The organism is Rhodococcus sp. NPDC019647, assembly GCF_044389235.1.
GTDB lineage: Bacteria > Actinomycetota > Actinomycetes > Mycobacteriales > Mycobacteriaceae > Rhodococcus_F > Rhodococcus_F oxybenzonivorans.
Genome location: NZ_JBIRXS010000004.1, coordinates 438,233 through 460,889, shown reverse-complemented (window position 1 = coordinate 460,889; position 22,657 = coordinate 438,233). Strand labels below are relative to the sequence as shown.

General features: G+C 66.2%; 20 protein-coding genes. 12 read left to right on the top strand and 8 right to left on the bottom strand.

What is annotated here, in order from left to right:
• The first annotated feature begins 192 nt into the window (after positions 1 to 192).
• From ACH49N_RS12220 to ACH49N_RS12205, 4 genes are all read left to right on the top strand, one after another.
• Entirely contained in the window at positions 193 to 1,518 is a 1,326-nt protein-coding gene (locus tag ACH49N_RS12220; protein ID WP_358272142.1) for a lipase family protein, read from the top strand.
• A 122-nt stretch (positions 1,519 to 1,640) separates the two neighbouring features.
• A complete protein-coding gene (locus ACH49N_RS12215; RefSeq protein WP_358272143.1) occupies positions 1,641 to 2,327 on the top strand; it encodes an ANTAR domain-containing protein in 687 nt (228 codons plus the stop codon).
• Between the two features lie 297 nt (positions 2,328 to 2,624).
• Complete coding sequence (locus tag ACH49N_RS12210) at positions 2,625 to 3,113, top strand: hypothetical protein (RefSeq protein ID WP_250767543.1); 489 nt, start codon at positions 2,625 to 2,627, stop codon at positions 3,111 to 3,113.
• A gap of 282 nt (positions 3,114 to 3,395) precedes the next feature.
• Positions 3,396 to 3,770: a hypothetical protein gene (locus ACH49N_RS12205; protein ID WP_236603189.1), complete on the top strand. Its 375-nt coding sequence runs from the start codon at positions 3,396 to 3,398 to the stop codon at positions 3,768 to 3,770.
• A 34-nt stretch (positions 3,771 to 3,804) separates the two neighbouring features.
• On the opposite strand, the gene ACH49N_RS12200 is transcribed toward ACH49N_RS12205, so the two are convergent.
• Positions 3,805 to 5,382 (bottom strand): alkaline phosphatase D family protein, encoded by a 1,578-nt coding sequence (locus ACH49N_RS12200; protein WP_358272144.1) that lies wholly within the window; start codon positions 5,380 to 5,382, stop codon positions 3,805 to 3,807.
• Between the two features lie 114 nt (positions 5,383 to 5,496).
• Between ACH49N_RS12200 and ACH49N_RS12195 the strand changes: the two genes are divergently transcribed.
• Positions 5,497 to 5,757 carry a hypothetical protein gene (locus ACH49N_RS12195; protein WP_358272145.1) on the top strand — a complete coding sequence of 87 codons (261 nt, stop codon included), beginning with the start codon at positions 5,497 to 5,499 and terminating at the stop codon, positions 5,755 to 5,757.
• Positions 5,758 to 5,814: 57 nt separating this feature from the next.
• Here the strand turns inward: ACH49N_RS12195 and ACH49N_RS12190 are convergent, their stop codons facing one another.
• Positions 5,815 to 6,285: a DUF6069 family protein gene (locus tag ACH49N_RS12190; protein WP_358272146.1), complete on the bottom strand. Its 471-nt coding sequence runs from the start codon at positions 6,283 to 6,285 to the stop codon at positions 5,815 to 5,817.
• Between the two features lie 175 nt (positions 6,286 to 6,460).
• Here ACH49N_RS12190 and ACH49N_RS12185 point away from each other — a divergent pair, with 175 nt between their 5' ends.
• The 4 genes from ACH49N_RS12185 to ACH49N_RS12170 all read left to right on the top strand — a co-directional run bounded on the left by ACH49N_RS12185 (position 6,461) and on the right by ACH49N_RS12170 (position 12,646).
• Positions 6,461 to 6,982, top strand: a complete 522-nt coding sequence (locus tag ACH49N_RS12185; protein ID WP_397504521.1) for a nitroreductase family deazaflavin-dependent oxidoreductase — start codon at positions 6,461 to 6,463, stop codon at positions 6,980 to 6,982.
• Positions 6,983 to 7,054: 72 nt separating this feature from the next.
• The gene (locus ACH49N_RS12180) at positions 7,055 to 7,681 is read left to right on the top strand and encodes a TetR/AcrR family transcriptional regulator (RefSeq protein ID WP_358272148.1); all 627 of its coding nucleotides are present in this window, start codon (positions 7,055 to 7,057) and stop codon (positions 7,679 to 7,681) included.
• A gap of 34 nt (positions 7,682 to 7,715) precedes the next feature.
• Entirely contained in the window at positions 7,716 to 9,428 is a 1,713-nt protein-coding gene (locus tag ACH49N_RS12175) for an AMP-binding protein (RefSeq protein WP_358272149.1), read from the top strand.
• Complete coding sequence (locus ACH49N_RS12170; protein WP_358272151.1) at positions 9,425 to 12,646, top strand: carboxyl transferase domain-containing protein; 3,222 nt, start codon at positions 9,425 to 9,427, stop codon at positions 12,644 to 12,646. The genes ACH49N_RS12175 and ACH49N_RS12170 overlap by 4 nt, the downstream gene beginning before the upstream one ends.
• A 21-nt stretch (positions 12,647 to 12,667) precedes the next feature.
• On the opposite strand, the gene ACH49N_RS12165 is transcribed toward ACH49N_RS12170, so the two are convergent.
• The 5 genes from ACH49N_RS12165 to ACH49N_RS12145 form a co-directional block, all read right to left on the bottom strand.
• On the bottom strand, positions 12,668 to 13,669 hold the full coding sequence (locus tag ACH49N_RS12165) for an MDR family oxidoreductase (protein WP_358272152.1): 1,002 nt from the start codon (positions 13,667 to 13,669) through the stop codon (positions 12,668 to 12,670).
• A 34-nt stretch (positions 13,670 to 13,703) separates the two neighbouring features.
• The gene (locus ACH49N_RS12160) at positions 13,704 to 14,681 is read right to left on the bottom strand and encodes an LLM class flavin-dependent oxidoreductase (RefSeq protein WP_358272154.1); all 978 of its coding nucleotides are present in this window, start codon (positions 14,679 to 14,681) and stop codon (positions 13,704 to 13,706) included.
• Positions 14,682 to 14,722: 41 nt separating this feature from the next.
• Positions 14,723 to 16,141: an MFS transporter gene (locus ACH49N_RS12155; protein ID WP_358272155.1), complete on the bottom strand. Its 1,419-nt coding sequence runs from the start codon at positions 16,139 to 16,141 to the stop codon at positions 14,723 to 14,725.
• On the bottom strand, positions 16,138 to 16,647 hold the full coding sequence (locus ACH49N_RS12150; RefSeq protein ID WP_358272156.1) for a MarR family transcriptional regulator: 510 nt from the start codon (positions 16,645 to 16,647) through the stop codon (positions 16,138 to 16,140). Before ACH49N_RS12150 ends, ACH49N_RS12155 begins: the two co-directional genes overlap by 4 nt.
• 121 nt (positions 16,648 to 16,768) lie before the next feature.
• Positions 16,769 to 18,196: an FAD-dependent oxidoreductase gene (locus ACH49N_RS12145; protein WP_358272157.1), complete on the bottom strand. Its 1,428-nt coding sequence runs from the start codon at positions 18,194 to 18,196 to the stop codon at positions 16,769 to 16,771.
• A 96-nt stretch (positions 18,197 to 18,292) separates the two neighbouring features.
• Between ACH49N_RS12145 and ACH49N_RS12140 the strand changes: the two genes are divergently transcribed.
• A complete protein-coding gene (locus ACH49N_RS12140; protein WP_358272159.1) occupies positions 18,293 to 18,859 on the top strand; it encodes a TetR family transcriptional regulator in 567 nt (188 codons plus the stop codon).
• 63 nt (positions 18,860 to 18,922) lie between these two features.
• Entirely contained in the window at positions 18,923 to 20,332 is a 1,410-nt protein-coding gene (locus ACH49N_RS12135) for an FAD-binding oxidoreductase (RefSeq protein WP_358272161.1), read from the top strand.
• Between the two features lie 41 nt (positions 20,333 to 20,373).
• On the opposite strand, the gene ACH49N_RS12130 is transcribed toward ACH49N_RS12135, so the two are convergent.
• On the bottom strand, positions 20,374 to 21,594 hold the full coding sequence (locus ACH49N_RS12130; protein ID WP_358272163.1) for a lipase family protein: 1,221 nt from the start codon (positions 21,592 to 21,594) through the stop codon (positions 20,374 to 20,376).
• A gap of 45 nt (positions 21,595 to 21,639) precedes the next feature.
• Here ACH49N_RS12130 and ACH49N_RS12125 point away from each other — a divergent pair, with 45 nt between their 5' ends.
• Positions 21,640 to 22,620, top strand: a complete 981-nt coding sequence (locus ACH49N_RS12125) for a zinc-binding dehydrogenase (RefSeq protein ID WP_358272164.1) — start codon at positions 21,640 to 21,642, stop codon at positions 22,618 to 22,620.
• Positions 22,621 to 22,657: the final 37 nt, after the last annotated feature.

Genomic DNA, 22,657 nt, shown 5'->3' with positions numbered 1-22,657 from the left:
CAGCGTCGCCGGTTCGGGATGAGAAGTCGGTTCGAGGAAGGTGCGACCCAAGACGTACAGGACTCCCGCACCCAGTGACCGGGGTCACCGCGTGCGAGCGCCCGTCGGCGTTGTGAGAGTCTGTCACTCGTCGTACCGGATAACCGACCGAGCTTCCGTCTCCGCGGGGTTCTGTCCTGGAAAGGTCGCACAATGAGTGTGAACGCCGAAATTACCGAGGGGCCGCTGTCGGGACCGATTCTTCCGGAACCGGTCGGGCGAAGCCGGCCGATCTTGCCGGGGGACGACCCCTTCTACGTCGCACCCGCCGGTTTCGCCGCCGCGGCGCCGGGTGCCGTGCTCCGCAGTCGCGAAGTCGAACTGGCCCTCCTCGGCGTCATCCCGCAGAAAGTGTCGGCCTGGCAGTTGCTGTACCGCAGCTGCGACCTGCACCAGGCTCCCGAGGTGGCGGTCACGACCGTGCTGCTGCCGTTCGGCGCCGACCCGGACGAGGAGCGGCCGCTACTGGCGTACCAGTGTGCGATCGACGCCATCGCCGACAAGTGCTTCCCGTCGTATGCACTGCAGCGGGGTGCGTTCTCGCCCGGCAGCCTCCCGCCCCTCGAGATGCTGATCATCGCCAATGCGCTCGAGCGGGGCTGGGCCGTGACGCTGGCCGACCACGAGGGCATGGGCGGCTACTTCGGCGCACCCCGCGAACCCGGCTACCGGGTCCTCGACGGGATCCGTGCGGCGCTCAATTTTCCGCCCCTCGGACTCGACGCCACGACCCGAGTCGGCGTGTGGGGATATTCCGGTGGCGGCATGGCCTCGTCCTGGGTAGCCGAAATGGCCCCCGAATACGCACCCGAAATCGACATCGTCGGCGCAGCGCTCGGCGCCCCGGTCGGTGACCCGGGCGAAACCTACATCCGGCTCAACGGCACCCTCCACGCCGGCCTCCCCGCGCTCGTCGTCGCCGGACTGCGCCACCTCTATCCCGGCCTCGGACGAGTGATCCGCGACCATGCCGACGACGAAGGAATTCGGCGACTCGACAAGATTGAGACGATGTCGACGGTGGAAGCTGTTGCACGTTTCGCCCGTGACGACTTCGACGACTACACCGACATCCCCCTCGCCGACATCCTGGCCACACCCGAGGTGCTGGAGGTGTTCGACGACATCCGGCTCGGCGGACGCATTCCCGAGTGCCCGTTACTGGTGGTGCACCCGGTCCACGACCAAATCATCCACATCGAGGACGTCGACGGGCAGGTCGAGCGGTATGTCGAGGGCGGCGCCCACGTCACCTACGTGCGGGACCGATTGAGTGAGCACCTGTCACTGATGGTGATCTCCGCGCCCGCCATGCTCGAGTGGCTGACGGACCGATTCGCCGGCACTCCGCTCCCACCGTCCGGGACCACAACCGTGTGGTCGATCGCGTCCTCTGTGTTGTCCCCACTCCAGGGGTTACTCACCGTCGGACGCACCGCGCTGCGGGTGCTGTTCGCACGACCGCTGGGCCCGAACTGACCACAGACACCGGCAGCAATCCCCGGTGCCCCGACGTCGGAGCGCACGGCCGCCTAGGGTGGACGAAGGGAGACGGTCACACGGCCGTCTCGTGACGGCGTCGACGGACAGAGGAGGCTGTGATGAACGGTTCGGGGAGCGGTGACATCGTCCGCACCATGGCTGACCTCGCACGCAGTTTCTCCACCCCGCGGTCGATCGAAGACAGTCTGTCCACCGTGACTGCCGCTGCTGTGGACTTGATGCCGACGGAAGCGTGTGCGGGCATCTTGATGGTCTCCGGGGGCGGGAAAAAGTTCGAGTCGGTTGCCCCGACTTCGGACCTCCTGCCCAAGCTGGACCACGTGCAAGAACAGCTCGGTGAGGGCCCCTGCGTCGCGGCGGCTGTGGCGAATCTGGTGGTCCGCTGTGACGACTTCCGCTCCGACGATCGGTGGCCGAGATTCGCCGACGCCGCCGTCGACGTGGGCATCTACAGTTCCATCTCCTTCCAGCTCTACACCTCCGAGGGCAAGATGGGCGCACTTAATCTGTTCGCCTTCGAACCCCACGCCTTCGGTCTCCAGGAAGAGTCGATGGCCGAGGTTCTCGCGGCCCACGCCGCGTTGGCCCTGATGGCCGCGCGTACCAAGGAACAACTGCAGTCCGCGCTGGTCTCCCGGGATGTCATCGGCCAGGCCAAGGGCATGATCATGGAACGATTCGACGTCGACGCCATCCGCGCCTTCGAGATGCTCACGCACCTCTCACAGGAGACGAACACCCGCCTCCACGCCGTCGCGGAGCAAATCGTCGAACGCGGAAAATAGGGCACTCCCCCGGGAATATCCGGGTTACCGCCCTCGTTGAGACTGTCGACGGTGTCCGACCCAATGCCCCGGGTACCACATTAGATATGTCGCTGCGAGCGACCACTTGCCGAGAGGCGCACTGGCGGGCACCGTCACCTTCCGCCGGGTCAGACCTGCAGTGCGTAGCGTGCCCGACGGGAATGCGAAGCCGCTGACACCCACAGGTGCCGGCGGCTTCTCACGTTCCGAAGCCCTTCACTCTGATCGAAAAAGAGACAGTGGCCTGGGTGCGGCGGCGATGGCACTATCGGTTCTATGCGCAGACACCGGTGGCCGGCGCAGCCGCCACCCGCCACCGGCGGGACCCAGGTGCATGGTCCGACAGTCCTCGCCGCCCATCAAGGCCTGACGCTGCAATTGAACGACATCACCGCCTATCCGAGTGGGATGCAATTGCGCCTCGTCCTGACGGCCACGGGGCGATGCGCCGAACTCGCCCATCACGAGACGCGCTCGCTGACCGACCCCGAGGACTACTCCGGACACTGGTCCTATCTGTCCGTGTTCGTCACTGTCGGCGACATCGAAGGGGAAGCAGATCCGTACCACCCGGTGACCAGATCGATCCGCGCGCGTCCTCCGACCGAGTATCGGACGCTGCCGCACTACTGGGTGGGGACCTGCCAGGATTCGGGTGCCCTCACCCTGACCGCCGGGTGGGAAGAGATCGGCCTTCCGCCCACCACCACGACCATCGAGCTGGGGCCCAACCCATACCTACCCTCGACCAGCCGCTCCGAGTGAGGGCCGTCATTCGACGCATCGAGAACCAAAAGAAACTGGATCAGTTCGGGAAAGGGCACACGGTCGAACGAACTGCAGGTCACGTCCCTCGACCGAGGCGACACTTGCTTCCGGGATCGTGGATATCTCCGTAAAAGCAAGCCCGACGGGTGCACGCCGGCCGCATCGATACCGTATTGTTAGGGACTTCAAGCCGAGACACCAGCTGTGTAGCAGAGCGCAGACTTGTGTGGCCGGTCGTGGGGCAGTCGCTTCACGATCTTTCACAGAGACGAGACGCCCGTGCCCCTCGCCCATGCTTTCACCAATCGCTACGCAGATGAGCTCATGATGCTCGCTGCGGCCACCCATCGTCCCGCCAGCATCGTCAATATCGGTTGCGGCTACGCCATTCGCATCGATTTCGAATACCAGCACTATCTCCTCGCCGTCAACGCCGAGGGCGTCCTCGCTGATCACCCCGATGCGGCCGCCCTCTGGCGGGTTGCTCTCTTCAAGGAGAGCGACTCGGCCGAGGCCCCCGACCAACTCATCGTCACCGCCGAGTCCAGTTGGCTCGTGGACGCCTTCGACCTGGCCTTCGCCGAGGTGACAGCCACCGGTCAATGGCCATCGGCCGACCTCGCGTTCGGCTCCTTCAACCCTGCGGTGACCTGAAGCCTGCGCACCAGTCGAGCGCCGAGATACGGCGTCACAACTCGGCGACATTGGGTATCTGGTCCTGGACCACGAAGCTCGCGCGGGTATGGACAGGCGCGCCCGGACGACGGATGTAGGGCACGACGCGGAAGTCGTTGCGCCACAACTGATGGTCCAGCTCGACGCGCACGTATCCCCGCTGAGCGTTGAAGAATTTCATGTCGGGATTGGCCGCCAGCAGGCGGCGCCCCGTGTCATTCATGTCGGCGCCGTCGCCACCCGAGGTGATCGACGTGCCCGAGAATTCCGACGCGACGACAGGTGATTCCGGGTCGGCATAGTCCCGGCGCAGGTCCGCGACGAGGTTCTGGTGACGATCGCCGGTGATCACTACGAGATTGCGTACTCCGCGATCCGCTGCGCCGCCGAGAACGGCGTTGCGATCGGCGACGTAGCCGTCCCACGAGTCGGTGGAGAGCACCGCGTCCGAGCCGGGGTCGTTGTCGGTTTCACCCATCGCCACCTGATTGCCGATGATCTGCCAACGCGCCGGTGACCCGGTGAATCCGTCGAGCAGCCAGTCCCGTTGCTGCGCACCCAGTATTGTGCGGTCGGTGTCGAGCCGGTCGGTGCAATTCGCGGTCACGTTGCCCCCGCACGCCTGCCGGTCCCGGTATTGCCGGGTATCGAGCATGGTGATTTGCGCGAGATCGCCGAAGCGGTAGCGGCGGTGTAGGCGCATCCCCGGCCCGGAGGGTCGCTGAGCGAGCCGCAGCGGCTGGTGCTCGTAGAACGCCTGGAAGGCGGCGGCCCGACGCCGACGGAACAGTGCGGAGATTCGATAGATGTCTATACCCAGTCCCGGCGACTCCGCGGCCCAGTTGTTGTCGACCTCGTGATCGTCCATGGTCACGATCCACGGGAACGCAGCATGTGCGTCGCGCAATGGCTGCTCGGCTTTGTACTGTGCGTAGCGCAGCCGGTAGCCGGGCAGATCGACGGCTTCATCGCGGTCGACTCCCATCGACATGCCCTCGCGGCCGCGCCTCCACCCCCGTTCGTAGATGTAGTCGCCCAGGTGGACCACCACATCGAGGTCTTCGTCGCTCATGTGCTCGTATGCGGTGTAGAAGCCGGAACTCCACGACTGACACGAGGCGAACGCGAACCGCATCCGCGCGGTGGGCTGTCCCGAAGCCGGGGCCGTGCGGGTCCGGCCGACCGGGGAGATCGCCGAGCCGGCACGGAATCGGTAGAAGTACCAGCGGGAGGGCTCCAAGCCGTGGATCTCCGCATGCACGCTATGGGCGAGTTCACGCGTCGCAACAGCCGTCCCGCGCGTCACCGGGTGCCGAAAGTTCCCGTCGTGCGCGACCTCGTATTCGACGGTCACCGGATCCCAACCCATGCCGCCGCGACCACCCGGGGCAAGGGGATCCGGTGCCAAGCGTGTCCACAGGACGACACCGTCCTCTGTCGGATCTCCGGAGGCCACACCGAGTCCGAAGGGGTCATCACCTCGCCACCGCGGCGCAGGCAACCGCTCGCTGCTCACCGCTGACGTTCCCACCAGCACCGCAGCCGAGCCGGCCATACCTACTCGCAGCAACTGCCGACGGGAGAGGCGCATACACCACGGTATATCCGGTGGGGGTGCGGTCGGGCCCCCGATCCGTCATCCGACCTGCGCCCGCCGATATCGCTACGCTGACACGGTCGGTGCAGTAGACCTTGGGAGGAAGCGGTGGTAGCCGTACAGATACAGGTGGGTGATCTGGTGCAGGCATCCGGTCACGCAGGACCGTGGCTGGTGGTAGAAATTAGTAAGGGTCTCGCGTCACTGCAGCATCCCGACGGACACCGACTGTCGGTCAGGACGACGGCGCTGTCGGTGGTGCACAAGGCAACCAGCCCGGCAGGCGAGGTGAAGGCCGGTGACGGTGAACGGACCGGGGCGGCCGCCGACGGCGATTCGGCGGGAGACGCACCCACACTCTTCGACTAGGCGCCGCCGGAACCCGGCGGCGCCTGATCGACCGAGGTCGGGCCAAGTATCACCGGCCTAGACGTTGGCGGTGCGCACGATCCGCCGACGCATCGCTTCCAACCCCACGACGATCGCGGCCGCGACCACGACGTGCATCAGTGAGAGTGAGATGGTGCTGGCGGCGTCGAAATCGGCCTGGATGGTCAGGATGATCGTCGCGAGCGCGAGGACGACCCCGATCACCTCTACGGGACGGATGATGGCCGGCAATTTCACGGAGATGAGCGCGGCGAGTGTCATCCCGATGAGAAGGGGAACGACCGTCATGACGACGACGCCGCCGGGTGCTGCACTGGTGGTCTTCCCCGCATCCGTCATCTCGAACGACGCACCTGCGGGAAGTGCGAGCAACCACAGCACCAGGTTGGGGACGAGTGCGATCACGACGGTCCAGAGCACGGCGGCTGGACGGCTCAGTTCGAGGGTGAGCGGATTGAACTTCGTGGCGGCGCTCGTTGCGGTGGCCGTGGTTTCGGTGCTCGACATGTTCGTTCTCCTTCGGTGAGATGCTGACTGACCTTGCTGACATGATCTTGCAACCTCAACCTTTGTCGAGGTCAAGGCCTGGGCGCCATGGTTCTTCCGTCGAATCTGAAAGGTAGACCCGAGCGCAGCAGAAAACTCATCGGCGGCGGCGCGCGCACCCTGACGCTGGGGGATGATGGCGGACATGAATGCCGGTTCCTCGTCCTCCGTGCAGCCCCGTCGGCGCCGCAATCCTCTGGTCGCGCTCGCCCGTTGGCTCGGGACACAGGAGTGGGTCATGCGGCTGGCGCCGGTCATCATCTGGCTCGAATCGCATCTGCGCTCGTGGACGGGTAACCGGGTGAGCCTCATGGGCATCGCCGGATTGCAGTCGGTGCAGGTCACGGTTCCGGGACGCAAGAGCGGCACCCCTCGGACCACCGCGCTTCTGTGCATCCCGCACGGCGACGGGTACATCGTCACCGGTTCGAACTGGGGACGGCCCGACCATCCGATGTGGTCGGCGAATCTACGGGACGCCCAGGAAGCCCGAGTGAAGGCGGGGTCGTACGAGCGCCGGATGAGCGTCCGGATGGTGACGGGCGAGGAACGCGAGCAGCTGTGGACGTTCGTCACCGAGTACTGGCCCGGCTACCTCATGGAACACGCGCGGTCGGGCGGACGCGAGTTCAGGATTTTCCTCCTCCAACCACTCTGACCCCAAGCCTCCCGGTAGTTTCGCTGACTACGGCGCGCGATATTGACATTGACGTCAACATCAATCGATACTGTGATCGTGACCACAAGCCAGGCGCAGGAGCGGGCTCGCACTGCGCGGAAGAACAACGACGGACCGCGGCGGCGGGAGCTCATCCGCGCGGCGGGCGCGTGCTTCGCTGAACTCGGCTACGACCGCACCACCGTCGAGGTGATCACCAGTCGCGCCGATGTCTCCCGGGCGACGTTCTACGCGTACTTCTCGTCGAGGGACGAAATGTTCCATGCGGTGGCCGACGAGGTGTGTGAGGAGTTCCTCGAGTCTCAGCACGTGGAAGGCCCCGCCAGCGAGGATCTGCGTGAAGTCCTGCGCACCACAACCAAGGCCTTCGTCGAGGCGGTGTACGCCAACGGGCGTGTCCTCGAGTTGATCGAGCACCGCGCGCGTCTCGATCCGGAGGTCGGCCGAACATGGTCTGCCGTGCAGACGCGGCTGATTCGTCGGTACACCCGCTTCATCGAGCGGATCAACGAGAGCTTCGACGTAGTCCCGTGCGCGTCGCCGGCCCGGATCGCGCAGACACTGGCCGACGCCCAACTTGCCGGTGCCGCCCGGCTCGTCGACGCCACGCCCCGGGAGCGGCGTCGCTACACCTCCGACGTGACCGCCATCTCCGAAAGACTCATCGGCTTCATCTGAGCCGGAAACATCCGCACAGAATCGGGAGTTCGGTATGCCACCTCCACCTTCGAGTGACCATGCGGTGCTGGAAGCCGCCCTCGCCGACCTTCGCGCAACCCAGGATGCCGCCTGGCCACCGCAGGTACCGAAAACCGTCGATTATCCGATCGAGGATCGAACGGTCGTCGGCTACCTACGCCATTGGGCGACACGGCGTCCGGACACCGTCGCAATCGATTTCTACGGACGCCGAATCACGTACGCGGAGTTCGACGACCTGTCCGATCGGTTCGCGGGATGGCTGATCGAACAAGGTGCCACGGCCGGCGACCGCGTCGGTGTGCATCTCGCGAACTGCCCGCAGTTTCACATCGCAATGCTCGGCATACTCAAAATCGGTGGAGTTCATGTGCCGATCAACCCACTCTTCCGCGAACACGAACTGATCTACGAACTCAACGACGCCGGGGTCGAGATCCTGCTGACCCAAGACACTTTCGCGCCCATGGTCGAGTCGGTCCGGCGCGACACTCCCTTGCGCCACGTTGCGGTGACATCGCTGTCCGACCTGCTGCCGCCCGTCCCGAGCGTTCCTCCCCCCTTTCCTGTCGCCGACCCCGCGACCACCGATTGGGCCGAGATCATGGAGTCGCCCCGCGCGGAACCGGTTGCGACCGACCCCGACGCCCTCGCGGTGTTGAACTACACCGGGGGCACCACCGGAATGCCCAAGGGCTGTGAGCACACTCAGTGGCACATGGTCTACACCGCGGCTACCGCGACCGTGGCAGGCGGACGACGAGTCGGTGAGACACCACCGGTCGTTCTAGGTTTCCTTCCCATCTTCTGGATTGCGGGAGAAGATTTCGGAATTCTGTACCCGCTGCTCAACGGCGGCACCGTCGTCCTCCTCACCCGTTGGGATCCCGAGGCCGCGGTGACGCTGATCGAACGATGCCGAGTGACCTCGATGGTCGGGACGGTCGACAATTATGTGGAACTGATGGGCCTTCCCGGATTCGCCGACCGCGATCTATCGACACTCGACAACGCCATGGCGGTGTCGTTCGTGTTGAAACTCGATCCGGCGATTCGTGCCCGGTGGCGCGACGCCACCGGACAGGTGTTGCGAGAAGCCAGTTACGGGATGACCGAAACCCACACCGCCGACACCATCACTCTCGGCTTCCACACCGGCGACTTCGACCTTCTCAGTGAACCGGTGTTCTGCGGGCTCCCCGTACCCGGCACGGACATACTCGTCGTCGATGAGGCAGGCGTACCAGTTCCGATGGGCGAATCTGGTGAGATCATCGTGCGCAGCCCATCGCTGCTGACCGGTTACTACGGGAAGCCCGAGGCCACGGCTGAGGCACTGCGCGGCGGATGGTTGTGGACCGGTGACATCGGCAAACTCGACGACAGGGGTGCTCTGCACTATCTGGCCCGCGACAAGGAAATGATCAAGACCAACGGTATGAGCGTGTTTCCCGCGGAGGTAGAGGCACTGCTCCTGCTGCACCCCGCCATTCAGTGTGCTGCCGTGGTGCCCAAACCCGACTCGGCGAGAGGCCAGGTTCCTTTCGCTTTCGTCCAACTACTGCCTGATCACAACGTGTCGAGTGACGAACTGCGAGAGTGGGCAGCCCAGAACATGGCCGGCTACAAGGTGCCCACCGTCGAAGTCCTCGACACTCTGCCCATGACGGCGACAGGAAAGGTCCGTAAGGCCGACCTGTTCACCCTTGCCGAGGAGTACAAGTGACACTGCTGGTCGCCAACCGTGGCGAGATCGCGCTGCGCATCATCCGCTCCGCCGCCGAGATGTCGATGGAGACGGTGGCCGTCTACGCAGAGGACGATGCGGAGAGTCCTCACGTGCGGGCCGCGACCGAGGCGGCGGCGCTGAGCGGATCGGGCCCGGCCGCCTACCTCGACCACGCGGCACTTCTCGCAGTTGCGGAGAAATTCGGTGCCACCGTGATTCATCCGGGGTACGGGTTTCTGAGCGAGAACGCAGAATTCGCCCGCAAGTGCGCACAGGTCGGCGTTAACTTCGTGGGCCCGAGCCCAGACCTGCTCGACGTCTTCGGGAACAAGTCGGCAGCCCGGGATGCAGCCGTCGCAGCGAAGGTGCCGGTGTTGCCGGCAACCAACGGCGCCACCGATCTCGACGGCGTCCGCGCCTTCTTCGCGAGCCGGCCACAGGGCATCATGATCAAGGCACTTGCCGGTGGCGGTGGCCGCGGAATACGCGCCGTGCACAGCGCCGACCACGTCGACGACGCCTACCGGCTCTGCGCGTCCGAAGCCCAGCTCGGCTTCGGCAACCCCGCCGTATTCGCGGAAGCACTGCTGACGGGCGCGCGGCACATCGAGGTTCAGGTGGTGGCGGCGCCGTCGTCCGAGGGCGTGCGCGCGCTGGCACTCGGCGATCGTGACTGCAGCGTCCAGCGTCGACATCAGAAGTTGATAGAGATCGCGCCGGCACAGGGCCTCGACCCGACGTTGCGCACCGAGCTACACGAGGCGGCCGCCCGCTTGTGCGCCAGTGTGGGGTACCGCGGACTTGCCACCGTCGAGTTCCTCGTCTCTGCCGACGGGTTCTACTTCCTGGAAGTGAACCCGCGAATCCAGGTGGAACACACCGTTACCGAAGAAGTGACCGGTGTCGACCTGGTGGCGACACAACTCGCGATCGGCGCCGGCACCGGCTTCGAGTCGTTGCTCCTCCCCCACGGAATTACCGCCATCGGGCTCGACACCTCCGGTGAGCCTGCCGCGTCCCGGGGTATCGCCGTGCAGGCGAGGGTCAACATGGAGACGATGCGTTCCGACGGGCAGGCCGTTCCCGCCGCCGGCACCCTCACCGTGTTCTCCCCGCCGACCGGACCCGGTATTCGGGTCGACACCTATGGGCGGCCGGGACTCTCCCCGAGTCCGCGTTACGACTCCCTCCTCGCCAAGGTGATCGTCCTCTCCCGCGGACCCGCGTTCTCTGCTGCCGTTCGGAAAGCGGAGGCGGCGCTCGCCGAGTTCGAGATCGAAGGCGTCCCCACCAACATCGCGTTCCTGCGTGCCGTCCTCACCGATCCGGATTTCGGCAGCGGGGTCGTAGGCACCGATTATCTCGGCGAGCGAATGAGCAGACTGGTCGAGGACGCGCAGGCCCAGCAGGGGCCACATGTTCCGTCCACCGCCGTCGAATTGCGGGCAGGCGAAGAAGTGTTGCGGGCGGAGATGGCCGGAACCATCGTCGAAGTGGTCGACGAAGGCCGCAACGTCGACTCGGGCGCCGCGTTGGTGGTACTCGAAGCGATGAAGATGCAACACGCGACCGCCAGTCCCGCGGCCGCGGTGGTGGAACGACTGCTGGTCTGTTCGGGACAAACGGTGGCTACCGGGGATCCACTGGTCGTCATCCGCCGCACCGGTGCCGATTCAGCCGAGATGGCAGACATTGTCGTCGACCTGGACCGTGCACGGGAGGATTTGGCCGAGATCGGGCACCGGCACGCGTTAACCCTCGACGCCGCCCGTCCCGCCGCCATGGCCAAGCGGACGAAGCTCGGTCGCCGCAGCGCCCGGGCGAACATCGAGGACCTCGTCGACCCCGGCAGTTTCGTCGAATACGGTCCCCTCGTCCTCGCGGCGCAGCGCAGCCGTCGCTCCGAACAGGACCTGATCGACAACACTCCGGCAGACGGCATGGTCGCGGGACTCGCGACCATCAACGGTGACGTGTTCAGCGCGGCAGCGTCGGAGGCGGTGGTGCTGTCGTACGACTACACCGTCCTCGCCGGAACGCAGGGGATGCGCAACCATGCGAAGACCGACCGGGTGATCGGATTAGCTGCCCGCAAACAGATTCCGTTGATTCTGTTCGCCGAGGGCGGCGGTGGCCGGCCAGGCGATACCGACGCCGGTACCGCGGCCGGGCTCGACCTCGACACGTTCCGGTCGCTCGCGGCCCTGAACGGGAAGGTGCCGCTGATCTCGATAGTGTCGGGCCGGTGCTTCGCGGGTAATGCCGCGCTGGCCGGGGTCTGCGACGTCCTCATCGCCACCCCCGACGCAAATATCGGCATGGGTGGGCCAGCCATGGTGGAGGGCGGCGGGCTTGGGGTGTACCGGCCGGAGGACATCGGACCCGTCGAGGTGCAACGACGCAACGGGGTGATCGATCTCCTTGCCCGGGACGAGGCTCACGCGGTGGAGCTGGCCAAACGGTATCTGTCGTATTTCCAGGGACCCCTTGCACAGTGGTCCGCCCCCGACGAGCGGATTGCCCGGCACGTCGTTCCCGAGAACCGGTTGCGCGCCTATGACGTTCGCACTGCCGTCGACGCGATCGCGGACGTCGACTCGGTACTCGAACTGCGACCCGACTACGGGGTTGGCATCGTGACGGCACTGATGCGGGTCGAAGGGCACCCGTACGGAGTGGTCGCCAACAGTAGTCATCACCTGGGCGGCGCCATCGACGCCGTCGCGGCAGACAAGATGGCCGACTTCCTGCGACTGTGCGAGTCGTTCGGTCTTCCGGTGGTTTCTCTCTGCGACACACCCGGATTCATGGTCGGACCGGATTCGGAGAAGGACGCAACCGTACGCCGGTTCGGCGCTCTGTTCATCGCGGGCGCGCGGATGACCGTGCCTTACGGCACGATCATCCTGCGCAAGGGTTACGGCCTCGGAGCGATGGCCATGGCGGGCGGATCGTTCCACGCCTCACAGTTCACGGTCGCCTGGCCGACCGGCGAAATCGGGGCTATGGGATTGGAAGGTGCCGTCCGACTCGGATTCCGGAAGGAACTCGACGCGATCGACGATCCGGCCCAGCGCGACGCGGCGTTCGCTCAGCTGGTCGAGGCGGCGTACCAGCAGGGCAAGGCACTGAACGCGGCCACGATCTTCGAACTCGACGACGTGATCGACCCCGCCCAGTCCCGCGCCTGGATCGTGCGCCTCCGCCGCCCGTGAGTACTTGTTAACCGCCCAATGTTAATAAGTACTCACGGGGGCGACGCCCACGACGGCACGGCCCGAGTAGGACCCGGCGCGCACCTGGTCGATCACCGACACCACCTCGGCGATCGGGACGTCGTGGGTGATCGAGTCGAGGTGCGTCGGCGCCAGATCGGTGGCGAGACGTTTCCACAGGCGACGGCGCTGCGCGATCGGATACTGCACCGAATCGATACCGAGCAGGCTGACCCCGCGAAGGATGAACGGCAGCACCGTGGTGTCGAGGCCGGACCCACCGGTGAGTCCGCTGGCCGCCACCGAGCCGCCGTACTCGAGGGTGCTGAGCACGTGCGCGAGGGTGGCACCGCCGACGCAATCGACCGCAGCCGCCCACTGCGACTTGCCCAGCGGACGAGGCTTGGTGTCGGGTTCGGGTAGCCGTCCGACCACCTTGCTCGCACCCAGGCCGGTCAGTAGTTCGGCCTTCTCGGGTTTCCCGCTCGACGCCACCACCTCGAAGCCGGCAGCGGCCAGAAGATCGACGGCAACCGTGCCAACACCGCCGCTCGCGCCGGTAACCAGCACCGGACCGTCGCCCGGTTCGAGTCCGCGGGACAGCAACGCCTCGACGCTCATCGCGGCCGTGAAACCGGCTGTCCCGATCGCTGCCGCGATCCGGGTCGACATGCCGTCCAGACGCACCACCCAGTCGGCCGGGACCCGAGCGAACTGCGCGTACCCACCGTGGCGGGCGGTACCGATGTCGTACCCGTGCGCGACTACCTTGTCGCCGACCGCGAACTCCGACGACTCCGTCTCGACGACGGTGCCGGCGAGGTCGATGCCGGGCACGATCGGGTATGCGCGTACCACTCCGCCTTTCGGGGTGAGCGCAAGAGCATCCTTGAAATTCACGCTGGAGTACTCGACCTGAATGGTGACCTCACCCGGCGGGAGAAATGACTCGTCGACCGTGTCGGGGGCGAGTTCGATCGTGCCCTCGTTCTCGCGAGCGATCCAGGCGGTGAAGTCCTTCATCAGTTGATCTCCTGACCTCGAGAATGGTGACGGTTCACTCACGGTACAGAAGCGACAGCGATCGGTCGGCGTCGAACAGCGCCTCGCGGTCGAACGTCGATGTGGACGCGAGAAGCTCGTCCGCGCCGGTGCGGGCGAACAGGGAGTCGAGCTGCTCCCGCACCTCGTCCGCCGTTCCGTGGATCGACGACTCGATCGACGCATCGATCTGCTCACGCATCCGCTGTGTCCACGACCGATCGCGCAGGACCGAGACCGATTCGAGGGCCGGAAACTCTCCTGTCCGGCTGGACGACGCCAGCGCCCACGCCTCCGACAGCAGGAGTTCGCGCGCCGCATCGGTGCTGTCCGCGATCATCACCTCGAGCGAGATCACCACGTAGGGCTCTCGGTTCCCCGGTGAGGGCACGAAGTCGTCGCGGTAGCGATCGAGCTCCGGAATCCTGCCCTCGGTAGCGCCCAGTATCGGTCCGCCTACCGCTACGGGCAGTCCGGCGCGCGCGGCGAAGTCGAGCCCCCGCCGGGTGGCGAGCACGAACATCGGGGGTGCCGCCTCCACCCGGGGTCGTGCGGTGACCGGCGCCGCCCCCTCCAGGTACCGCCGCAGCTCGTCGAGGTCGTCCGCGAACGTATCGGGTGCAGTGCGGTCGCGGCGCAGAGCGTCACGGACCGGTCTGGTGAATCCCAGTGACCGCCCCACTCCCAGATCGATCCGCCGCGGGTACAGGGCTTCGAGCATCAGGAATTGTTCCGCCACCACGAGCGGCTGATGATTGGGCAGCATCACGCCACCCGATCCCAGCCGAATGCGGTCGGTGCGGGCTCCGATTGCGGCGAGGAGTACCGGCGGGGACCCACTCGCGATCCCCGGGACCCCGTGATGCTCCGCCACCCAGAACCGGTGGAATCCGAGCTGCTCGGCGTGGACCGCCCTGTCGATCGTCCCCGTCAGCGCAGCGGGATCGGGCACGCCGGCACGCGTGCGGGATCGGTCCAGGATCGACAGCTTCACCCTCGACGCAACCGTCGCTCCGACCCAACTATTTCCCGCAGCTACACCTCGGACACTTGCGAAGACCGGCTGTCGCGCATGTTTCGGGACGTGAGGACGCCGACGAGCAGCACGACTCCCGCAGCCGCGATGAACCAGCCGGTGCGGTGCAGTCCGTCATCACCGATGATGTGTCCGGCGGTGGCCTGGAGCACCACCGCCGACAGATTCGCACCGATGTATTGGACGGTGCGGTACATCCCGATTGCCGTGCCCACCTCCTCGACCGACGTCACCGAGCTGATCAGATTCTGGTTGCCGATGTTGTTGAAGCCATTCGGTATTCCGAGTACGGCGGCGACGAGCAGCAGCACCACGATCGGTGCGGTACTTCTCTCGACCGAGGCGAGGAGCAGGCCACCCAGCAGCAGCGCACAGGTACCGACGGCGAGTGTCCGCCGGGCGCCGTGCCGCCGGTAGATTCTCGACGCGAGCATCGTCGAGCCGATGCCGACCACGGCGACGGGCAGCATTGTCAGGCCCGCCTCGGTGGCACTCATGCCGCGTGAATACTGCAGCCACTGCGGCACTCCGAAGAAAACACAGTAGAACGCCGTATAGGTCAGCAGAGTCCGCGCAAGGGTCGCGCCGAGTGCACGGTTACGGGTGAGCGCCCGGACGTCGATGAACGGTTCAGCCGCCCGCCTTTCCCACTGGACGAATGCGGCGACAGCGAGCGCCCACACCGGCAGCAGCCACCAGAGCGGTTCCGACGTCGACGACAGCAGGAACAGCATCGTCGAGGACACCAGTACCAGGAACAACAGCACCCCGGCGAGGTCGAGTGAGTGCAGCAACTGCCGGTGACCGACCGACGAACCGCCGACGAATCCGACGTCGGCAAACCGCACAACGGCCAGGGCACTGAAGGCGATGATCGGGAGATTGATCCACATGATCGCCTGCCACCCGAAGGCCCCGACGAGCAGACCACCCAGCGTCGGTCCCAGGGCGACGACCGCCTGACTACAGATGGCGAGTGTCGTGATCGCGGTACGCGGTTGCGCGTCGTACTTCTCCGCGTAACTCCGGATCATCGCCATGGCATTGGGATACTCTGTGGCAGTTCCAATTCCGACCAGGATTCGCGAGAAGATCAGCCAGCCGACCGACGGTGCCAGCAACCCCGCGATCGACCCCAACGCCACCAGCGCGAGACCACCCAGATACACCCGCCGAGCGCCGAGCAGCGAACCGAGCTTGCCCGCCATCGGGGCGGTCACGGCGGTCGCGATGTACAGGGCCGAGATCACCCAGGCAATTCCGGATGAGGGGCCGAACTGTGCGGCGATACCGACGATCGCGATGGCGATCATCGACGAGTTCAGGGGCTGAAGAATACTGCCGGTTGCGACCGAACCGCTGACCCGGAACGGTACCCGGCGGGCGTCCTGTGTCGGAGTGGTGTCGGTGACCGTCACGGAATCATCAGTGACTCCTCACGCGAACCCGACCCGGCAGAGCCGGCGAGCCGCCCTCGATCCGGAACGTCGGCGAGCCGCCCCCGATCCGGAACGTCGGCGAGCCGCCTCAGCAGGCGGCCGGCGATGAAGAGTAAGTCACGCTCGGCGTCCGTGCAGGTGTCAACCAACGCCGCCGACAACCATTCACTGCGTTGGGCCCGGTCGGCGGCCAGCATCCGATGCCCGGACTCGGTGATGGCGATGAGACTGGCGCGCGCGTCCTGTGGGTCCACCGTCCGCGAAACCATGCCCGAATCTTCGAGCATGGTGACCGTGCGGGCGATGGACTGGGGAGTCACCTGCTCGAGGTCGGCGAGCGTCTTGGCGCTCATCGGTCCTTCTCGATCGAGGTGGGCGAGTGCCTGGAGTTGCGTGGGCGTAAGCAGGTGGCCTGCCCTTTTGGTGCGAATGCGCCTCGTGAACAGCACTATGTCTTCGCGGAGCTGATCTACTCGCTCGTCCATTGCAGCCTCCCTACCCTCGTTGTCATTAGCCAGTCTAGCTGTCTAATGAACTTCCGACCAGGTCTGCTTTGTCTCGATCAATCGATGGGATGCGGACAGTTAGACAGCAAACCTGGATAATTCAGGCTGAGACCGGCATGCGGCCGGTCCACCGCTTCAAGGCCACTCGCCACCCGTCGGACGCACTGTCGCCCGCCCACGCGATGTACCCGTCGGGCCGCACGAGCAACGCGGGTCCGTCGCCGAGCCGGGTCACGGCGTGAACCCCGGAAGGCATGGGCACGTCCCGCTCGGCTATCAGGACGAAACCGCCGGAGCGCAGTACCTCGTACAACCTGCCGGCGGCAGTCGGAATGTCCTCGGCCCGCCTGCCCACCAGTTCGCTGTCGCCGGTTCGGTGCCCGTACCGGATCCCGATACCCGAAAACGTCTGAGCGACAGCACCACCGGTCAGCGGAAACCGCAGGAGAGTCGCGACCACCACATTCCGGAGCTTCCGCAGCACCCACGGCCGTACCGTCATCATTCGCATCGTGGTGCCGCTGGTCCGGAGAACCATCCTTCCCACCGGATGCCGTTCGGCGTGATAGGTGTCGAGCACGGAGTCGTCCGCCCCACCGAGCACCGCGGCGAGCTTCCATCCGAGGTTGGCGGCGTCCTGGATGCCGGTGTTCATCCCCTGCCCACCGGCAGGCGAGTGCACGTGCGCGGCGTCGCCGGCAAGGAACACCCGCCCCGTCCGGTACTGCGGGACCTGCCGTTCGTCGCTGTGGAACCGTGACTGCCATCGCACCGCACCGAGGCCGTAGTCCGTACCCATGGCGCTTTCGATGACGTCGCGCAATTCTGCCCGATCCACCGGAGCGCTGTCGTCCACCTGATGCCGCCGGTTCCAGGCGATCACGCGAAAGAGGTTGTCGCCGTACGGTGCGAGGAAGGCGAATCCGTCGCGTACCGCGTTGACTGTGACGATGCTGTCGGGCGGATTCCGGAGTTCGACGTCGGCGAGCATGATCGAACGGAGCACCGCTTTTCCGGGAAACGGCTGACCGATCATCTGCCGCACCGCACTGTGTGCGCCGTCGGCCCCCACCGCGTACGCCGCGCGAAACGCGTGTTCCTCTCCCGACGTGTCCCGCCCGCGCACTGTGACACCGTCGCCGTCCTGCTGCACCCCGGTCACGGTGATGCCGCGGATGATCTCGGCGCCCTGTTCACGAGCGTGCCGCTCGAGGAGGGAATCGACATTTCGCTGCGGGGTGATCAGCACGAACGGGAATCGTGACGAAAGGCCGGCGAGATTCAAGTCCGCTCCTCGCCACAGCTTCAAACCCGGAGACGGCGCGCCCGAGGCGACCAGCTCATCGGCGAGTCCACGTGCGTCCAGCAACTCCAGGGTGCGGGCATGAACACCGAACGCCCGACTGAGCGGTGAGGGTGCGTCCCGCTTGTCCAGAACGATGACCGATCTACCTGCGGCTGCCAATTCCCCGGCAAGCATGCAGCCGGTGGGCCCTGCGCCGATCACCACGACGTCGGTGTTCTTCATGACGGTCCTCCGCTCGAGCTCCAAGTCAACGCCTGTTGACTTCTACGGTAGGCGCCTTCGATCGCCAAGTCAACAACTGTTGACTACACTTGTGGAATGCCCGAACGACGTACCCGCTCCGCTGTCGCCACCCGCGCCGCGATCCTCGATGCCGCCCGCGCCCGGTTCGGCGCCGAAGGCTACGACCGCACGACGATGCGGGCTGTCGCATCGGATGTCGGCGTCGATCCCGCCCTCGTGATTCGCTATTTCACCAACAAGGAATCGCTGTTCGCGGAGGCGGCCGAGTTCGAACTCCACCTTCCCGACCTCCACGACGTTCCGGTCGACTCGCTCGCCACCGTGCTGATGCCGCGATTCTTCGCCGTGTGGGAGAACGACGGCGCATTCCTCCCACTGCTACGAGCGGCGTCCACCAGCGCTCGGGCCGCCGAGGCGATGCTCCAAGTGTTCGCCCGGCAGGTGGCCCCGGCACTCGCGGCGGTCGCGGTGGATCGGGCGGCGGAGCGCGCTGCCCTGGTGGGATCGCAGATCCTCGGACTTGCGTTCGCGCGCTACATTCTTCGCGTTCCACCGCTGGCGGAGATGACACATGAGCAGCTGGTGCGGTGGGTCGGGCCAGTCCTCGAGCACTACCTGACCGCCCCACATCTGCGAGACTGAGGACGAATGAGGGTCCCGCGGACGCACCGACAGGCGGGCAACGCAACCGACGAGGAGGCGCTCGTGAGGTCACCGTCCGCGGAATGTGTCCAGCAGCTGAAAGCGACTGTGCCCGATCGGTTGCATCTCCCGGATTCGCCCTCCTACCGAAATGCGCTCGGGAGAGTCTTCCTTCCCGACGCCGCGAGACGGCGTCCAGCCTGTGTGGTGCAGCCGGTTTCCGCTGCGGAGGTCGCGACGGTCATGGCCATCGCGCACCGAACGGGTGGTGCGATCACCGTGCGGGGCGGCGGTCTCAGTTCCAACTGCGTGGCCGACGGTGCCGTCATGCTCGACCTCTCCGCACACCTTCATACCGTCCGCCCCGAGGGTGATCGCGTCGTGGTCGCGGGAGGCGCGACCATGGGAACGATGCTCGATGCCCTCGCGCCCGCCGACCGTGTGGTACCGGTCGGCATCGTCCGGCACGCCGGCTTCGGGCTCGCCACTCGCGGTGGCTTCGGCTACCTCACCCGCAGCCTGGGCCTGACGCTCGATCATCTCGTCGAGATCGAACTCGTCCTCCCCTCCGGTGAAATTCTGCAACTGTCCGAGGCCAGTACCGGCGACGAGGCCGACCTGTGGTGGGCGGTGCGAGGATGTGCGCCCTGCTTCGGCGTCGTCACCTCAGCGGTGTTGCGCACCCACCGGGCCGGCCCGGTATGGGTCGACCGAATGATGCTCGGACTCGACGCCCTCGCCACCTACTTCCGTGTGGCACCGGAGCTTCCGCGCGACACGACGATGGGCGCCGTCCTCGGCTACAGCGACGAATCACCCGACGAGCCGGTCTTGTTCGTCTACACCGCCTGCGCGAGCCAGGACGAGACCACCATCGCCCGCGCCCGCACCTCGGCGTCCGCCGTGGCCGCGGCGTCGAAGAACGTGCTCTACCGCTCCGAGATGTCCGGTCGATACCTCGACGGTTTACCCGAGTTCACCCCGCCCGGCCGCGGCGGAGAAGAACCCGAACCGATCCGTCTGCCGGTACCGGGCGAGCCGCGCGGATCCTTCTTCGGCAAAGCGGTTTTCACCGGTCCGACCCTCGATTCCGACGTCGCCGAGGCGCTGGCCGCTCAGATCCGCGGTGCACCGACCCGTCAGTGCCGTATCGACTTCCAACACAGCGGCGGTGCCCTCGCCGACGTGGACGACGCCGACACCGCGTTCTGGGGCCGCACCGGCGAATGGAACGTCCCCCTCAACGCGATCTGGTCCGACCCCTACGACGGCGCCGCCTGCCTGGCGTGGGCGGGCGGTGCCCTCGACGCCCTCGCACCGCACACGATCGGCGTCTACAGCGTGGAAGTGCGGCCGGGGTTCCCCGAGACCGGCGTCGAGATCAGCGCGGCCTACGGAGGAAACCTCCGGCGACTCCGGACGTTACGACAAACCCACGACCCGCGTGGAGTGCTGGCGCACTATCCGCTCTGAACACTGGAAGTGCTACGAGCGGGTGGCACCTGCCGGATGCATCAACCGCAGTCATCGACGGCAGCTACCCCGGCGAAACGTGCTGCGAGGAAGTCGACCGCACCTCCGGCGCCGGTGATCAACATAGTGTTGTGGCTTCCACCTGGCGGACGCATCACCTGCACAGTAGCGCCCGCGGCACAGGATTGACGGACGAACTCGTCGTGGACGGCGACGGGCACCAGCTCGTCCGCTTCCGCGTGATAGCTGTAGATCGGTGCGCTCGTCCAGACCGCGGTCGGACTGTTCACGGCCAGGGCGTCGTGCAGCGCGGGAAGGTCGAAGGGCCGAGGGTCGATCGTGTAGTCGCGAAGTGACCGGAAAGCATGCGTCGCAATCAGTTCGACAGTGCACGCTGTGCTACTTGTCCGCATCGCCGCCCGGCCCTCGGGGCTGAACAATTCGCTTAGTCGCTTCTCGGGGTACGCGCGATCGATACCGGTCACTCCGCCGAAGGTGAGTCCGAAACCGTACCCACCGTCGACGTTCCGCATTGTCGCCTCGAGATCAGCCGGCAATCCACCCAAAGCTAGTCCGTCGAGGCCCAACTCGGGAGCATGGGCCTGCTGTAGCTGCGAAGCCCAGGCCGTGGCGAAGGCACCCCCGGAGTACCCCCACAGTCCCGTCGGCGCGTTCACGTCCAGTCCTGCCGGCGCGAAATCTCGAGCAGCGCGGACCCCGTCGAGAACTGCGTAGCCGGCTTGCGGACCCGCGAGGAACTCGGACTCCGGGCCCTCATAGTCGGCGGTGACGACGGCCCACCCGCGCAACAACAGGTAGGCGATCATGACCGTCTCGGAAGCTGCGTTCGATGTCGCCGCCCCGAGCCCCGCAGTTAGCGCATAGGACGGTGCACATCGAGATCCCAGACTGTCCTCGGCAGTCTGATACGAGACGAGGGGGCGGGGCCCGTCGCCTGTCCATGGCGTTCTCGGTACCAGCACCGTGGCGACGTCGGCCACGGGTTCTCGGTGCGAGTCGAGCGACTTGTAGAGCAGCTGCCAGGAATCGACTGGAAGTGGCACACTCAGGGCCGTCGGGGTCACCGGCCGCGATCGCAGGATGGTCCCGTCCGGCTGTGCCTCGTAGCCGGCCGGCGCTTGGTAGAACGGGTCCTCGGACGGCGCCGGCATGTCGGCGGCCGCAGGAGCGGCGACTCCGACCACGCCGCTACTCAACGCCGTCACCACGGCAAGACAGACGAGCCACCCCGCTTTACGCATAGAAAACATGCTACCGTGCGAATGGTACGACCGAAAGGACTTTCAGTGGATGCCGTGGTACTACGCGAATTCGGGGAGCCCGACGTCCTGCGGCTGGAGTCGGTACCCGATCCGGCCCCGAGCCCGGGCTGGGTCACCGTCCGCCTGAAGGCGGCCGCACTCAACTGGCACGACGTGCTCGTCCGCCAGGGTAAGTATTCGTCACCCCTGCCGCACGTACTCGGCGCCGACGGCGCAGGCGTGCGCACCGACACGGGCGAAGAGGTTCTCGTCCTCCCGTCGCTGTGGTGGGGCGATCGCGAGGCCGCACCGAGCGCACAGTGGGAGATTCTCGGCGATCACCAGCGAGGCACATATGCCGAGTCGGTACGAGTTCCCGAAGATTGCGTCGCTCCCAAACCCCGTGGCCTCAGCTGGGAGCAGGCCGCTGCGCTACCTCTGGTCGGACTCACCACCTATCGCGCCCTGTTCACGCGCGGGCGTCTGCGGGCCGGTGAGAACCTCTTGGTTCTGGGTGCCGGCGGCGGCGTCGCGACCATGGCCGTCATGCTGGCGTCGGCCGTCGGCGCGAACGTGACCGTGACATCGTCGTCAGCCGACAAGATCGCGCAGGCGCAGGCACTCGGTGCGGCCAACGGGGTGCTCTACACCGACTCGGAATGGCCGGCGGAGGCTCGCAGCCTCACTCCGGACGGGCAGGGTTTCGACCTCGTCCTGGACTCGGTGGGGTCTTGGGAACCGTCCATCGCAGCACTGCGACCAGGTGGCCGGTTGGTCGTGCTGGGCGCGTCGCGGAGCGAGCACGCCACCCTCGACGTCCGCCCCTTCTACTTCGGCCAGTACGAACTGATCGGGACCACGATGGGCAGCCCCCGGGACTTCGCAGGGCTGTTGACCCTGCTGGACACCGAAACCGTCCCGCCCGTACCCATCAGCGCGGCGTTTCCGCTCGCCGAAGCAGCCGCGGCACACAAGTACCTCGAACAGGGAGGCGGGTTCGGAAAGGTCGTCCTTACGCACTGCTGACCGCCGTTTACTATCTACCTCGACGCGGTTCGGTGAC

Coding starts and splice junctions, on each gene's coding strand:
- ACH49N_RS12220 (WP_358272142.1), top strand. CDS start 193: ATGAGTGTGAACGCCGAAATTACCGAGGGGCCGCTGTCGGGACCGATT.
- ACH49N_RS12215 (WP_358272143.1), top strand. CDS start 1,641: ATGAACGGTTCGGGGAGCGGTGACATCGTCCGCACCATGGCTGACCTC.
- ACH49N_RS12210 (WP_250767543.1), top strand. CDS start 2,625: ATGCGCAGACACCGGTGGCCGGCGCAGCCGCCACCCGCCACCGGCGGG.
- ACH49N_RS12200 (WP_358272144.1), bottom strand. CDS start 5,382: ATGCGCCTCTCCCGTCGGCAGTTGCTGCGAGTAGGTATGGCCGGCTCG.
- ACH49N_RS12190 (WP_358272146.1), bottom strand. CDS start 6,285: ATGTCGAGCACCGAAACCACGGCCACCGCAACGAGCGCCGCCACGAAG.
- ACH49N_RS12185 (WP_397504521.1), top strand. CDS start 6,461: ATGGCGGACATGAATGCCGGTTCCTCGTCCTCCGTGCAGCCCCGTCGG.
- ACH49N_RS12175 (WP_358272149.1), top strand. CDS start 7,716: ATGCCACCTCCACCTTCGAGTGACCATGCGGTGCTGGAAGCCGCCCTC.
- ACH49N_RS12165 (WP_358272152.1), bottom strand. CDS start 13,669: ATGAAGGACTTCACCGCCTGGATCGCTCGCGAGAACGAGGGCACGATC.
- ACH49N_RS12150 (WP_358272156.1), bottom strand. CDS start 16,647: ATGGACGAGCGAGTAGATCAGCTCCGCGAAGACATAGTGCTGTTCACG.
- ACH49N_RS12145 (WP_358272157.1), bottom strand. CDS start 18,196: ATGAAGAACACCGACGTCGTGGTGATCGGCGCAGGGCCCACCGGCTGC.
- ACH49N_RS12140 (WP_358272159.1), top strand. CDS start 18,293: ATGCCCGAACGACGTACCCGCTCCGCTGTCGCCACCCGCGCCGCGATC.
- ACH49N_RS12130 (WP_358272163.1), bottom strand. CDS start 21,594: ATGCGTAAAGCGGGGTGGCTCGTCTGTCTTGCCGTGGTGACGGCGTTG.